General features: G+C 35.6%; 10 protein-coding genes. 8 read left to right on the top strand and 2 right to left on the bottom strand.

Features of this window, described 5'->3' with window-relative positions; translation table 11 throughout:
- Positions 1–19: 19 nt before the first annotated feature.
- On the bottom strand, positions 20–1,027 hold the full coding sequence (locus tag QWY78_RS14430) for a DUF8457 domain-containing protein (RefSeq protein ID WP_290221139.1): 1,008 nt from the start codon (positions 1,025–1,027) through the stop codon (positions 20–22).
- A 61-nt stretch (positions 1,028–1,088) separates the two neighbouring features.
- On the opposite strand from QWY78_RS14430, the gene QWY78_RS14435 reads away from it, so the two are divergent.
- From QWY78_RS14435 to QWY78_RS14460, 6 genes are all read left to right on the top strand, one after another.
- Positions 1,089–1,679: a thymidine kinase gene (locus tag QWY78_RS14435; RefSeq protein WP_290221142.1), complete on the top strand. Its 591-nt coding sequence runs from the start codon at positions 1,089–1,091 to the stop codon at positions 1,677–1,679.
- A complete protein-coding gene (locus tag QWY78_RS14440) occupies positions 1,676–4,120 on the top strand; it encodes a bifunctional UDP-N-acetylmuramoyl-tripeptide:D-alanyl-D-alanine ligase/alanine racemase (RefSeq protein ID WP_290221145.1) in 2,445 nt (814 codons plus the stop codon). Before QWY78_RS14435 ends, QWY78_RS14440 begins: the two co-directional genes overlap by 4 nt.
- The gene (locus tag QWY78_RS14445; RefSeq protein WP_290221149.1) at positions 4,121–6,286 is read left to right on the top strand and encodes a patatin-like phospholipase family protein; all 2,166 of its coding nucleotides are present in this window, start codon (positions 4,121–4,123) and stop codon (positions 6,284–6,286) included.
- Positions 6,287–6,289: 3 nt separating this feature from the next.
- Positions 6,290–6,697: an rRNA maturation RNase YbeY gene (ybeY, locus tag QWY78_RS14450; protein ID WP_290221153.1), complete on the top strand. Its 408-nt coding sequence runs from the start codon at positions 6,290–6,292 to the stop codon at positions 6,695–6,697.
- Between the two features lie 137 nt (positions 6,698–6,834).
- Positions 6,835–8,694 carry a tRNA uridine-5-carboxymethylaminomethyl(34) synthesis enzyme MnmG gene (gene mnmG / locus QWY78_RS14455; protein ID WP_290221158.1) on the top strand — a complete coding sequence of 620 codons (1,860 nt, stop codon included), beginning with the start codon at positions 6,835–6,837 and terminating at the stop codon, positions 8,692–8,694.
- 31 nt (positions 8,695–8,725) lie between these two features.
- Positions 8,726–9,544, top strand: a complete 819-nt coding sequence (locus QWY78_RS14460; protein ID WP_290221161.1) for a class I SAM-dependent methyltransferase — start codon at positions 8,726–8,728, stop codon at positions 9,542–9,544.
- A 205-nt stretch (positions 9,545–9,749) separates the two neighbouring features.
- On the opposite strand, the gene QWY78_RS14465 is transcribed toward QWY78_RS14460, so the two are convergent.
- On the bottom strand, positions 9,750–10,940 hold the full coding sequence (locus QWY78_RS14465) for a phosphoglycerate kinase (RefSeq protein ID WP_290221164.1): 1,191 nt from the start codon (positions 10,938–10,940) through the stop codon (positions 9,750–9,752).
- A gap of 611 nt (positions 10,941–11,551) precedes the next feature.
- Between QWY78_RS14465 and rpiB the strand changes: the two genes are divergently transcribed.
- Together rpiB and rnr are read left to right on the top strand one after the other, a co-directional pair.
- A complete protein-coding gene (gene rpiB / locus QWY78_RS14470; protein ID WP_290221167.1) occupies positions 11,552–11,983 on the top strand; it encodes a ribose 5-phosphate isomerase B in 432 nt (143 codons plus the stop codon).
- Positions 11,984–12,016: 33 nt separating this feature from the next.
- Positions 12,017–14,170 carry a ribonuclease R gene (gene rnr, locus QWY78_RS14475; RefSeq protein ID WP_290221170.1) on the top strand — a complete coding sequence of 718 codons (2,154 nt, stop codon included), beginning with the start codon at positions 12,017–12,019 and terminating at the stop codon, positions 14,168–14,170.
- Positions 14,171–14,198 lie beyond the last annotated feature (28 nt).

The raw sequence follows: 14,198 nt of genomic DNA on the forward strand, positions 1-14,198 counted from the left end.
TCAAAGTTTCAGCCTTTTTTTAAAATTTACTTTCTACCAGATTCCAAAGTCTTTGGGCGAATTCATCGACTTTACTCCAGTCTTTTTGGTAATAAAGTTCACTCAAATACTGTTTCGCATCTTCTAATTTATCAAAGTTGTTTAGATGATCAATAGTTGATTTTAATTCCTGTTCATCACCCGCGAAGAGGCTCTTGGTAAAAGCCACCTTGTCATTCAGATCAAGTTTAAACGCCGCTTTTTTCCTTTCAGCCTGCATAAAATCAGTCTGAACATTGGTACTCAAAATACTACCAGATTCATTTCTGGACTCTTCTTGTTCATCTTCTAAAGGATCATTATCAAATAAATTCTGCACCACTTTCAGTCCTTTAATATGAGCGAGCTTAAATCTCTTTTCGGCTTCTTGTAAAGGGGTAACTGTTGTTTTTGGAGTGACTTCTGATCTGTTTTCGATTGCAGATTCGTGCTTGCTAATTTCCACAATTTTTCGACGACGCTCTTCCATCTCTTCTAAATCTCTTTCTTTCTGGGCTACCCTTTGTGCATAATCAACTGCTTCCTGTTCGATGATTAACGGGATTTTGTTTTCATCTATAAAATGAGATTCAGCAACGATCTCTTTTTCAATTGGTTCACTAGCCAATTCAACAACTTCTGTTTGCACCGAATCATTGATTATTTCTTCTTCGGTACTGATTTCGTCTTCAAAATGATTCCCGTCATTAGCAAAGACGATTTCTTCTTCAATAGGCTCCTCTTCAAAATAAGGTTTATTAAATTTTAGTTGCTCTGGCTCTTCTGCTTTTGATTGGGCTTCTTGCACGGCAATTTCTTTTGATAGGATTTTAGAAAAAGCATCTTCATTTTTCTCTAAAATTCGTAAAAAACCGATTCTGTCTGTTAGTTCACCAAATAAATCCTGTTTCGCCAGAAGTTCATCTTTCGAATTTATTTTAGAGAGGGTTTCGAGAATACTTTTGGTTTCTAAAAAAATTTTATCGTGTATATCTTGGAGGGTTTGCATATCAGAATCTTATTAAATTTCCGTAATTTTGGACTTTTAAATCTTACGGCTAAATTAACAAATGTTTTTAGAAAATACAATTAATCACGCAAAACAAAGCGGCTGGATCGAAGTAATCTGCGGTTCGATGTTTTCGGGAAAAACCGAAGAACTCATCCGTCGTTTACGACGTGTAGAAATGGCTGGTCAAAATGTAGAAATCTTCAAACCAAAACTCGATACGAGATATGCGGAAGAAGAGGTGGTTTCTCATAACCAGAATAAAATTCGAAGTACACCTGTGGAAAGTCCCAACGAAATATTGCTGCTCGGATCAACGTGCGATGTGGTTGGAATTGACGAAGCCCAGTTTTTTGATGAAAGCATTGTAGAAGTAGCTAATAAATTGGCTAACAGTGGAATACGTGTGGTTATCGCTGGTTTAGATATGGATTTTATGGGTCGCCCATTTGGTCCGATGCCGAATTTAATGGCCACCGCCGAATATGTAACAAAAGTTCATGCCATTTGTAAAAGAACCGGAAATCTAGCGAACCATTCCATGCGAACAACGACCAACACAGATTTGGTTCAGTTGGGGGAAACTGAAAGTTATGAAGCCGTGAGCAGGAAAGTTTTTAATGAAGAGTTTCTGAACAATGAAAATCGATGAATTATACCACCAAACAAATTGCAGAAATTACCGGATCCCAAATAATTGGTGATGGAAGTTTGCACGTTAAAAATATTGCATATGACAGCAGAACCCTATTCTCCGTCAGTGACAGCGCATTTTTAGCGATAAATACTACTAAAAATTCAGGCGAAAAGTATATTCAATCTGCGATTGAAAAAGGCATAGATATTATTATATCTGAACATCACCACCCACAATACGATAATATTACGTGGATTATTGTGGATAATTCCATGAAATTTCTCCAAAAAATTGCAAAGTTTCATCTCGAAGAATTCAATTTAAAAACAATAGGAATTACCGGAAGTAACGGAAAAACAATTGTAAAGGAATGGCTTTATCAATCGCTATTTCATGATTATGCTACGGTAAAGAGTCCAAAGAGTTTCAACTCACAATTGGGATTACCGCTGTCACTGCTGGAGATCAATAAAAAACATCAGTTGGGAATATTTGAAGTTGGGATTTCAAAACCTAATGAAATGAGTATTCTAACCGACATTTTCTCTCCACAAATCGGGATTCTTACTCATATTGGATCTGCGCATTCATCCAATTTCCATTCAGAGGAAGAATTGATAGCCGAGAAAATTTATTTATTTAAAAATTCAGAAATCATCATTTATAATGGCGATAATGAATTGGTTGTTAACAAAATAAATGCAGGTTATTCAAGTAAAAAATTAATCTCTTTTGGCTTTAAAAAAGAGAATAACGTCTCTATTATAAATGATTGGAAAGACAAATCGCAAGAAGTACTTATTAAACATTTCAATGAAGAATTCTCGGTTCCTGTGTACCAAAGAGATGAAGCGACAATCAGCAATGTTTTGTGTGTAATTTCAGTTTTAAAAGAATTCGGATTTGACCATGCAAGAATAGTAGAGAAATTAAATGTGTTGAAGTCCATTGAAATGCGTTTAGAGAGTGTTAATGGAGTTCGTAATAATTTGATTATCAATGATTCATTTAATCTTGATTTGGATTCTTTGAAAATTGCTTTTCAAAATATTAAAGAATATAATAAACCACAGAAAGCCTTAATCCTTACCGATTTTGTCGAAGGAAAAAATGCAGATCAATTATATCAAGAGGTAGCAGCACTAACCAATGAGCAAAAATTCAATTCTGTTTTTTTAATTGGCAATGAAATTACAAAGTTCGAAAGAGTTTTTGAAGCTGCAACTTTTACTTTCAATAATACGACTGAACTCATTGATAATGTTGCGATTAATCAAATTGAAAATCATCTTATTTTACTAAAAGGTGCTCGGAAATTTGAAATTGAAAAAGTAAAATCTTACCTCGAGTTACAGAAACATGATACGGTTTTAGAAGTAAATTTAAATTCAATTCTTCACAATATCAATGTTCACAGAGCACTGCTTAAACCAGAAACCAAAATGATGGCAATGGTCAAAGCCTATTCTTACGGTTTAGGTGGTTATGAAATTGCGGAGTTTTTGCAACATCATCACATCGATTATTTGGGCGTGGCTTATGCCGATGAAGGTGTTGATTTGCGGAAAAGTGGAATCACAACGCCAATTATGGTGATGAATCCGGAGCAGCACAGTTATAATATTATTATCGATTATAATTTAGAACCAGAAATCTACAGTTTCCGAGTGCTGGAATTATTCAATGAAAAATTAATTCAAAAGGGAATTCAGCAACGGTATCCTCTTCATATTAAGTTAGAGACAGGCATGCATCGTCTTGGTTTTAAGAAACATGAATTGGGTGACCTTATTAAAAAGTTGAACTCGATGAATGTGAAAGTGCAATCGATTTTCAGTCATTTATCATCTTCTGATGACGAGGGAGAAAAAGAATATACTTTGCAACAAATTCATATCTTTAATGAAAATTCGCTAAAATTAATGGCGGGTTTAAATAATCAACCCATTCGGCATATCCTCAATACTTCAGGAATCGTAAATTTTTCTGCGTATCAATTTGATATGGTTAGAATAGGGATCGGAATGGTCGGAGTTTCTGCAAATGTCGAAATTAAAAAACAGCTAAAGAGTGCAGTGACCTTTAAAACGGTAATCTCGCAGATTTCAGCAGTAAAAGAAGGTGAATCAGTAGGTTATAACAGAAAGTTCAAAGCAACCCAGAACACCAATATTGCGACTATTCCCGTGGGTTATGCTGACGGAATCCCAAGATTAGTGGGAAATAATGTCGGTTTTGTGGGCATCAGGAAAAATCTTTTCCCTATTGTTGGCAATGTGTGTATGGATATGATGATGATTGATTTAGGAGATTTTCTAGCGAAAGAAGGTGAAGAAGTGATTATCTTTAACTCCAATCCTTCATTAGAAGATTTTGCAGCTTATTGTAAAACAATCTCCTATGAAGTTTTAACATCTATATCACGGCGGGTAAAACGTATATACATCAAAGATTAAATGAAAAAAAATATTCTCTACTTTCTGGTTTTTTTCCTTACAATTTCTATTACTGCACAGGTTAAAGAAGGCTTTACGGTTCCGAAAAACCCTAAAATTGGCTTATCCCTCTCAGGTGGTGGTGCAAAAGGCTTTGCACATATCGGCGTCATTAAAATACTTGATTCTTTGGGTATAAAAGTCGACTATATCTCTGGAACGAGCATGGGAGCTATTGTAGGTGGATTATACGCGTCTGGGTACACTGGAAAAGAAATCGAAAAAATTGTGATGGATACTGATTTTTATTCGATTCTTGCGAATGAAAAAACCCGTCAGGAAACTACATTCTTTAATAAGTCGGTCGATAAATATATCTTGACTGTTCCTATAAAAAATGGCAAGATTAATGTCTTACCGAAAGCTATTTCTACTGGTCAAAAGAATATTTACTTGCTAAAAGAACTCTTCAAAAATGTTTCTACCATTGACGATTTCTCCAAATTACCCATTCCATTTATGTGTGTGGCGACTAACTTGGAAAGTGGCGATATGAAACTGTTTGAAAGCGGTGATTTGGTCAGCGCAATTATGGCAAGCTCTGCTTTTCCCTCTTTAATGGATCCTGTAAAAATAGGAGACTCCTTATATATTGATGGAGCGATGACCATTAATTATCCTTCTAAGCCACTAAAAGACAAAGGAATAGACATTGTCATTGGGGTAGATTTAAGCCAAGGGTTAGCAAGTAGGGAAAATCTGCAATCTGCCGTTTCTATATTAAATCAGGTCATCGATTTTGGAATTCAAAAAGAAACCGTAGCACAATACCATTATACCGATATCAATATCCATCCAAACTTAAATGGGATGAGTGCAACCAGCTATGATGCTAAGAAAGCAATTCTCGATTCGGGCTATGTTGAAGCACAGAAATATACGAATACATTATCATTACTGCCAAAAAAAGAAGTCAAGCTGCTTCGTGCACCCATGAGTTCTATTTATTCAAATGTCTATAAAATTGACAGTCTTATCTTAGAAAATGATCATATTTTCAGGAAAAATTACGTCCTAGGAAAAATGAATTTAAAGGTTCCTTCTCTTCAAACTTATGGAGGAATTAACAAAATGATTGATAAATTGTACGCGACCAATAATTACCGCCTCATCAACTATGACCTCATTCAACAAGATGATAAAAATTATTTGAAACTGATTGTTACCGAAGATGATACGCGATTTTTTCTACGGTTTGGCTTGCACTATGACGAAATTTTCAAAACAGGCCTACTCTTAAATGCCACTGCAAAGCGTCTTCTATTCCGAAATTCAACCGTATCACTTGATATTGTAGTCGGCGATAAACCACGCTATTATTACAATTATTTTATAGACAACGGTTATATTCCCGGTCTGGGAGTCTATGCCTCGGGAATGTCTTTGGATCTAATCGACCAAGATGGCAACGTGTATGACGAGTGGAACTGGTTTCGTAATGAAATTTACATACAGTCGATATGGAGAGATAAATATGCCGTAGGTGGCGGTTTAAGCATGGATTATTACGAATCAAAACCCTTTGGATTTGCCAGCTTTGGTCAGCCAGAAAACTATTTAAACGCCTATGCATTTATAAGAAGTGATACCCAAGATGACCGAAATTTTCCTACCAAGGGTTTATTCCTGAATGTAGAAGGTAAAATTTTAGACATCTTCAATAAATTTGAAAACGGCAAAACAATACAATCAAAAATTACAGCCCAATTGAATTTTCCTATCAATTCTTGGCTTACGTATCGTCTTAAATTATTTGGTGGTTTTACCATTGGCGATGTTCTCAGTCCATATTATGAATACCGGCTGGGCGGCATTTTTGAGCAGAATTTGGGCAATTTTGTCAATTTTCAAGGCTTTCGTTTGGGGCAATTAACCACCCGAAATATTTTGAGTTCTTCCAATGTATTCCAATTTCGCATCGCAAAAAATTATTTTATAGACACCAACCTTTCCATTGCAAATCTTTTCGACGACTTTAAGGTTGCCGATATTCCACATATTTCAGAATCATCTGCAGGGCTTACTGCTGGATATCGCTCCCCTTTCGGTCAAGTAAAACTAAATTACAGCCAATCACTCGAACAAAACAAAGGAATGTTTAGTGTTATTCTGGGACATTGGTTTTAAATCATGATACAGTACTTTTTTGAAGATATTGACCCCGTTGAAATCACTCCAAAAACAACAGAGTGGTTAAAAAATCTTATCATTTTAGAACAAAAAAAACCAGGGAAAATAAATTACATTTTCTTATCAGATGAAGGTTTGCTCAAAGTAAATCGCGATTTCCTCCAACACGATTATTATACGGATATCATCACCTTCGACTATGTGAAAGGCAAAACCATTTCGGCAGATATTTTCGTATCTTTGCCCCGCATTTCCGAAAACGCGCAGGCTCATTCAAAAGATTTTAAATCCGAACTGCACCGGGTTTTGGCGCACGGACTACTACATTTGTGTGGCTACAAAGATAAAACAGATGACGAAAAAACAGAAATGCGCAGTAAAGAAGAGTACTATCTGAAAATCTTTTAGGAGCTTAATCCCGCTGTCCGCTATATCTATTGTTCCGCTCCGCTACACAATAGGATGCCGCTTCCATCGGGGCTAAAGTGTGGAAATATAAACTTAATTTTAGTAATGTTTCACGTGAAACATTTTAATACAGAACAATGATAAACGAAATATACGACGTTATTGTAGTAGGTGCTGGGCATGCCGGCTCAGAAGCAGCCGCAGCCGCAGCAAATTTAGGTTCTAAAACCTTACTTATTACAATGAACATGCAAACCATCGGACAAATGTCTTGTAATCCCGCAATGGGCGGAATTGCAAAAGGACAAATAGTACGTGAAATAGATGCAATGGGCGGCTATTCTGGTATCATCGCAGACAAATCGGCTATTCAATTTAAAATGCTGAACCTTTCCAAAGGTCCCGCAATGTGGTCGCCCAGAACGCAAAATGATCGCATGCTATTTGCCGAAGAGTGGCGAATCGCTCTAGAAAAAACTCCTAATTTAGACTTCTTCCAAGATATGGTAAAAAGTTTAATTATCGAAAACCATAACGTCGTCGGCGTTATCACTTCATTGGGATTAGAAATAAGAGGAAAATCAGTGGTATTGACCAACGGAACCTTTCTTAATGGATTAATCCATGTTGGAGACAAACAACTTGGCGGAGGAAGAATGGGCGAACCGAAAGCCTTTGGTATTACCGAACAATTGGTAGCTCTAGGTTTTGAATCTGGCCGCATGAAAACGGGTACTCCACCACGAGTTGATGGCCGATCCCTCGATTATTCTAAAATGGAAGAACAAAAAGGAGACGAAAACCCTAAAAACTTCTCCTATTTAGAAAGTCCAAAATTGACCAAACAAATGAGCTGCCACATCGTATATACCAACGAAACTGTTCATGAAATTTTACGCGAGGGATTCGACAGAAGTCCCATGTTTAATGGTACGATACAAAGTATTGGGCCTCGATATTGCCCAAGTATTGAAGATAAAATAAACCGTTTTGCAGAACGTGAACGTCATCAATTATTTGTAGAACCAGAAGGATGGCGAACTGTTGAAATCTATGTGAACGGTTTCAGTTCATCACTTCCAGAAGATATTCAGATCAAAGCGATGAGGCATATTCCCGGATTTGCCAACGCTAAAGTTTTTCGCCCAGGCTATGCAATAGAGTATGATTACTTCCCTCCTACCCAATTGTATCATACGCTAGAAACAAAACTTATTGGCAATCTGTATTTCGCAGGACAAATCAATGGCACAACTGGTTATGAAGAGGCAGCTGGACAAGGCTTAATCGCCGGAATCAATGCCCACAATAAAGTAAACGAAAAAGAAGCATTCACCTTAAACAGAGACGAAGCTTATATCGGAGTTTTAATCGATGATCTCATTACCAAAGGAACAGAAGAACCTTACCGCATGTTTACTTCCAGAGCAGAATATAGACTTCTTTTAAGACAAGATAATGCTGATATACGCCTAACCGAAAAGTCTTATAATTTGGGTTTAGCTAAGGAAGAACGACTTATAAGAGTTCAAGAAAAAATTCAAAAAAGCAATCAATTGGTAAGTTTCCTTAGAGATATATCACTGAAACCAGGGATTATCAATCCAATTTTAGAAAGCATTTCTTCCGCAGCTGTTGATCAAGCTTATCGCTCGGCCCAGATTCTTACCAGACCAAATATGACATTGGAGAAATTAGAAGAAATTGATTTTATTAAAGAAGAAACACAACACTACTCTACAGAAGTTAAAGAACAAGCGGAAATCAATATTAAATATAAAGGATATATTGAGAAAGAGAGAGATAATGTAGCTAAACTTACTCGCTTGGAAACCATTAAAATTGCAGATGATTTTGACTACGACCAATTAAAATCTCTATCGGCAGAAGCCAAACAAAAATTTAATAAAATAAGACCGAAAACCATTGCACAAGCAGCCAGAATAAGCGGAGTTTCGCCAGCTGATATAAATATTTTACTAATCTATTTGAAGTAAATGTTTCACGTGAAACATTTCGACAAAACCTATGAAAGTTCAAGATCATTTTCTTACCAAAGAAGAATTCGAAATAAAAGAAACTGCTGTTCCTGGTGTTTTTAAAACACATCCGATTCCACGAAATATTGCACGATATTATGATAGTAAAGAATATATTTCCCACCATCAGGATTCCGGAACGCTCAAAGAAAAATTGTATAAATTTCTTCAAAATTTTAATTTAAATTATAAACGAAATATTTTATTTGACTTCGTCGGAAAAGATAAAAGAGTTTTGGACTACGGATGTGGCGCTGGCGAATTTGTAAAATATATAGAAAATGATTTCGAAACATTTGGATATGAACCGAACGAATCTGCCAGTAAATATTCTATCTCAAAAGTTCAAAAAACGAAAATAATAAAATCTCTAGATTTTATTAAAGACGAATCACTAGACGCTATTACATTATGGCATGTTTTTGAGCATATAGAAAATCAAGATGAAATCGTAAAAGAATTCTACAAAAAATTAAAGAATAAAGGTTTGCTCATCATCGCCGTTCCAAACCCAACATCATATGATGCCTTAAAATATAAAGAATATTGGGCAGCTTATGATGTACCTCGCCATGTATATCATTTTTCAAAAACAGGCATGGAAAATTTAATGAATAACGAATTCTGGAAAATAAAAAAAATAAAACCACTCCTACTCGATTCCTTTTATATCTCCATGCTAAGCGAAAAATATAAGAAATCTTCACTTTATTGGCTAAAAGGAGCACTCTTTGGATTAATTTCTAACATAAAAGCCTCAAAAAATACCGAATTTTCAAGTTTGATATATATTATCGAAAAGAAATAGTTAATTGATTTTTGATAGGTTTCTGAAGGTCAATTTTAGCGAGATTAATTCAAAATTTGCAAAATTAAAGATTAAATCTGCTCTAAAATAAAATCTGAAAAATAAGATTCCAAAAAATGAAGAAGTAAAATTTTTGAGCTAAAAGTTTAGCCATAAAAAAAGTTTCCGCTGAGCGGAAACTTTCCTATCTTCTATATGATGCTATTTAACTATTAATTGCTTTGACTCCCGGAAGTTCCATTCCTTCCAAACTTTCCAGCATTGCTCCTCCACCGGTAGATACATAACTTACTTTCTCATCATAACCAAATTGTTTAACAAAAGCAACACTATCGCCGCCTCCAACTAAAGAAAATGCACCTAATCTCGTAGCTTTTGCAATGCTCTCTCCTAAAGCAATAGTTCCATCTGCAAAATTAGACATTTCAAATACACCGATAGGTCCATTCCATAAAATCGTTCTGGAATTCATAATTACATCATGAAAAATCTTACGGGATCGAACACCAGCATCTAAGCCCATCCATCCGTCAGGAATTTCAAAAATATCCACTTCTTTTCGTTCTGCTTCATTATTAAAATCGTCTGCAATAATAGAATCAACCGGTAAGTAGACTTTAACATTCTGTACTTTCGCTTTCTGTAATATCTCTAAAGCAAGGGTCTGCTTATCAACTTCAACCAAAGAATTCCCAATATCTCCACCCAACGCTCGAATAAATGTGAAGGCCATACCACCACCAATAATCAAATTATCGATCGCTGGTAACATATTTTCAATAATGGTAATTTTACTGGAAACTTTGGAGCCACCTAGAATTGCAGTAATCGGCTTATCTCCACTTTTTAAGACCTTATCAATCGCTTCTAATTCCTTAGCCATCAATAAACCGAAAAACTTAGTTGAAGGAAAATTATCAGCGATAATCGCAGTTGAAGCATGCGCTCGGTGCGCTGTACCAAAAGCATCGTTCACATAAGCATCTCCTAATCCAGCCAACTGTTTGGCAAATATCGCATCACCTAGCTCCTCTTCTTTATGAAAACGCAGATTTTCCAGCAGAAGAATTTCACCACCTTGTAATTCACCAGTCATTTTTTTTGCCTTCTCTCCGACACAGTCTGAGCAGAATTTTACCGGTTTTTCTAAAACTTTTTCAATTTCAGGAAGAATATTTTTTAATGAAAACTCTTCGGAAATCTTCCCTTTCGGCCGACCCAAATGGGTCATCAAAATTACTGCACCTCCATCATTCAAAATCTTGTCAATGGTAGGTTTCACCGCCTGAATTCTGGTATTATCGGTAACTTTTAACTCTGAGTCCTGCGGAACATTAAAATCTACCCGTACCAAAGCTTTTTTATCTTTGAAGTTAAAATCGTTAATTGTTTTCATAAAATTTTCTCCGTTTTAAGTTTCACAAATTTACTACATATTCCCTCGATTAAAAATTAATTTCGATTTAAAATTCCACAATTCACAAAATCTCATTTTATCTACACTCACTTTTATTTATATAAAAAGAATATGATTGGTGTTGTTGTAGTTGGCGAGTTTGGGGAGAAAAAATTGGTTATTATTTCAACACATTTAATTCAAAAGTTAATCAGAGTTTATTAACAGTATATCTGAATGATTATTAACATTTTACGACAAGTGTTAACAATTGTGAATAAGTATAAATTCGTCGCAATATAGATAACCTAAATCTTGACAACTTTGGAATTGAGTCAGCACAATTTTTTAAAAGATTGTTTGTTGTAATCCGAAATTAAAGTCCAATATGCATTTTAATTTAAATTTGAAAGAGAATGTTCAAAGAACTTACCAACACCTATTCTGAAGGTTTTCCCCAAGTTATTTATAATGCTGATCTTTTTCATCAAATGAGTTTAAAATCGAGGTTTCCTGAGCCGGATTAAAAAGATTTAATCTTTAATCGAATGCTTTTTATATTAATAATCTTAAATTTGTCTGAATTGAAAATTGAGTTTTAAAGAATAGTCATGAAAAAAATAGCTATAGCATGCGATCATGCAGGTTTTGAATACAAAGAAATCATAAAAAAACATTTGGAAGGTAAATTTGAGGTAGAAGATTTTGGAACTTTTTCCCAAGATTCTGTGGATTATCCTGATTTCGTACATCCTGCTGCAGATTCTATCGAACAAGGGAAAAATGAATTAGGAATTCTTATTTGTGGAAGTGGAAATGGCGTTCAAATGACGGCCAATAAACATCAGAAAATACGATGCGCCTTATGTTGGATGCCTGAACTGGCTTGTCTTGCCCGTCAGCATAATGATGCCAATATGCTCGCACTCCCAGCTCGATATATAGCCAGTCAATTGGCCTTAGATATTGTAGACCTATTCCTTACCACTCCATTTGAAGGTGGAAGACATCAGAACAGGGTTGAAAAGATTTCAACATGTTAAACCTTTATTCTAAATAAACACAAACCATACTTTATGGCAAAAGGAAAATATTTCTCAGATAAAAATAATCATAAATTGCAGGAAATTGGGCGACTTATTTTGCGTTTTATGAATGAAAAGTCAGGAAAAATATACAATTACAAGCAAATTGCAGAGGGGATCGACTATAAAAATCCAAGACAACGCGAACTCGTTATTCAATCACTGCATAAACTTCTTTCGGAGAAACAAATTAAAGAAACCGAAAAGGGAAAATTTATCATTAATCTAAATATCGAAGGAACTTTAACCGGAACCATCGATTTCAACCAAGCCGGAAATGCTTATGTAAAAGTTGATCAAATGGATGATGATATTTTCATTCATTCCAAAAATGTGAAAGATGCGATGCAAGGTGATAAAGTCTTGGTTGTAACCTATCATTTCAAAGGTAAAAAAATTGAAGGTTCCGTTTTGAAAGTAATCGAAAGAAAAAGGGATGAATTTGTGGGAACTTTTCAACTCATCAAACATAAAGATTTCGGTTTTGTAGTTAGTGATAAAAAGTCCATGAGTACAGATATTTTTGTGCCACGTGGGAAAAATGGCGGAGCAGAAGATGGCGATAAAGTGGTCGTGAAAATGATTGATTGGAGAGCTGGAGAGAAAAATCCCGAAGGTGAAATCATCAAGGTTTTAGGAGCTCCGGGCGAACATGAAACTGAAATTCATTCTATTTTAGCGGAATATGGCTTGCCGTATGATTTCCCAGAAGAAGTTGAAAATGAAGCCCAAGGAATTGATCGAAAAATTCACGATCATGAAGTTGCAAAACGACGTGATATGCGGGGAATATGTACTTTTACAATCGACCCTAAAGATGCAAAAGATTTTGATGATGCACTTTCTATTCAAAAATTAGACAACGGAAACTGGGAAATTGGTGTACATATCGCTGATGTTTCCCACTATGTTATTCCGGGAACAATCCTTGATGACGAAGCTTATAAGCGGGCGACCTCTGTTTATTTGGTAGACAGAGTTGTTCCGATGCTTCCTGAAGTTTTAAGTAATGATGTCTGCTCACTGCGACCGAATGAAGAAAAATATACCTTCTCTGCCGTCTTTGAATTAAATGATAAAGCAGAAATTCAAAGCCAATGGTTTGGGCGAACCGTCATCTATTCAGACCGTAAATTCGCCTACGAAGAAGCACAGCAAAGGATTGAAACCAAAGAAGGTGATCTGGTTGAAGAAATACTGACGCTTGATCGTTTGGCAAAAATCTTAAGAAAAGCCCGTATTGAAAATGGTGCGATTACATTCGACCGAAGTGAAGTTCGATTTAATCTGGATGATAAAGGAGAGCCTATTGGGGTTTATTTTAAAGTCAGCAAAGATTCTAATCATTTGATTGAAGAATTTATGTTGCTTGCAAACCGTAAAGTTTCAGAATTTGTTTCCTTAAATAAAAAAAGAGTCCCTACCAATAATACCTTTATTTATAGAATTCATGATGATCCAGATCCTGCTAAACTAGAAGCATTACGGGATTTTGTGGGTACTTTTGGGTACACCATGAATTTGGCAAATACCAAAAAAGTCGCAGAATCTCTCAATAAGTTATTAGCAGATATTCAAGGTAAAGGAGAAGAAAATATGATTGAAACCTTAGCCATGCGTTCGATGAGCAAAGCGATTTATTCCACCGATCCAATCGGGCATTATGGCTTGGGCTTTGAGTATTATTCGCATTTTACCTCTCCCATTCGCCGATATCCCGATTTAATTGCGCATCGATTGCTACAGCATTATTTGGATGGCGGAAAATCTCCTCAAAAGCAGGAATTTGATGAAAAGTCTAAGCATTGCAGTGCCATGGAAAAATTGGCCTCAGATGCAGAAAGAGATTCAATCAAATTTATGCAGGTGAAGTTTATGGAGAAACATTTGGGCGAAGATTTTACAGGAGTTATTTCTGGCGTAGCAGATTTTGGATTCTGGGTACAAATTCCAGAAAATGGTGCCGAAGGTTTGATTAAATTACGTGATTTGATGGATGATTCCTATACTTATGATGCCAAAAGCCATGCAGTATTTGGCAGTAAAACTGGTAATAAATACCAATTGGGAGATGAAGTGACCATTAGAGTGATGAAGGCCAATTTGATCCAGAAACAATTGGACTTTAAAATCATTGAATCATAAAACGTATTTTTGCAAGTCACTGTAAATT

The organism is Kaistella yonginensis (assembly GCF_030409525.1).
GTDB classification, from domain to species: Bacteria; Bacteroidota; Bacteroidia; order Flavobacteriales; family Weeksellaceae; genus Kaistella; species Kaistella yonginensis.

What these genes read in the sequence shown, in the direction of transcription:
- rnr (WP_290221170.1), top strand. Translation starts at nt 12,017, where the DNA reads ATGGCAAAAGGAAAATATTTCTCAGATAAAAATAATCATAAATTGCAG.
- QWY78_RS14435 (WP_290221142.1), top strand. Translation starts at nt 1,089, where the DNA reads ATGTTTTTAGAAAATACAATTAATCACGCAAAACAAAGCGGCTGGATC.
- QWY78_RS14465 (WP_290221164.1), bottom strand. Translation starts at nt 10,940, where the DNA reads ATGAAAACAATTAACGATTTTAACTTCAAAGATAAAAAAGCTTTGGTA.
- QWY78_RS14445 (WP_290221149.1), top strand. Translation starts at nt 4,121, where the DNA reads ATGAAAAAAAATATTCTCTACTTTCTGGTTTTTTTCCTTACAATTTCT.
- QWY78_RS14440 (WP_290221145.1), top strand. Translation starts at nt 1,676, where the DNA reads ATGAATTATACCACCAAACAAATTGCAGAAATTACCGGATCCCAAATA.
- QWY78_RS14460 (WP_290221161.1), top strand. Translation starts at nt 8,726, where the DNA reads ATGAAAGTTCAAGATCATTTTCTTACCAAAGAAGAATTCGAAATAAAA.
- QWY78_RS14430 (WP_290221139.1), bottom strand. Translation starts at nt 1,027, where the DNA reads ATGCAAACCCTCCAAGATATACACGATAAAATTTTTTTAGAAACCAAA.
- rpiB (WP_290221167.1), top strand. Translation starts at nt 11,552, where the DNA reads ATGAAAAAAATAGCTATAGCATGCGATCATGCAGGTTTTGAATACAAA.
- mnmG (WP_290221158.1), top strand. Translation starts at nt 6,835, where the DNA reads ATGATAAACGAAATATACGACGTTATTGTAGTAGGTGCTGGGCATGCC.
- ybeY (WP_290221153.1), top strand. Translation starts at nt 6,290, where the DNA reads ATGATACAGTACTTTTTTGAAGATATTGACCCCGTTGAAATCACTCCA.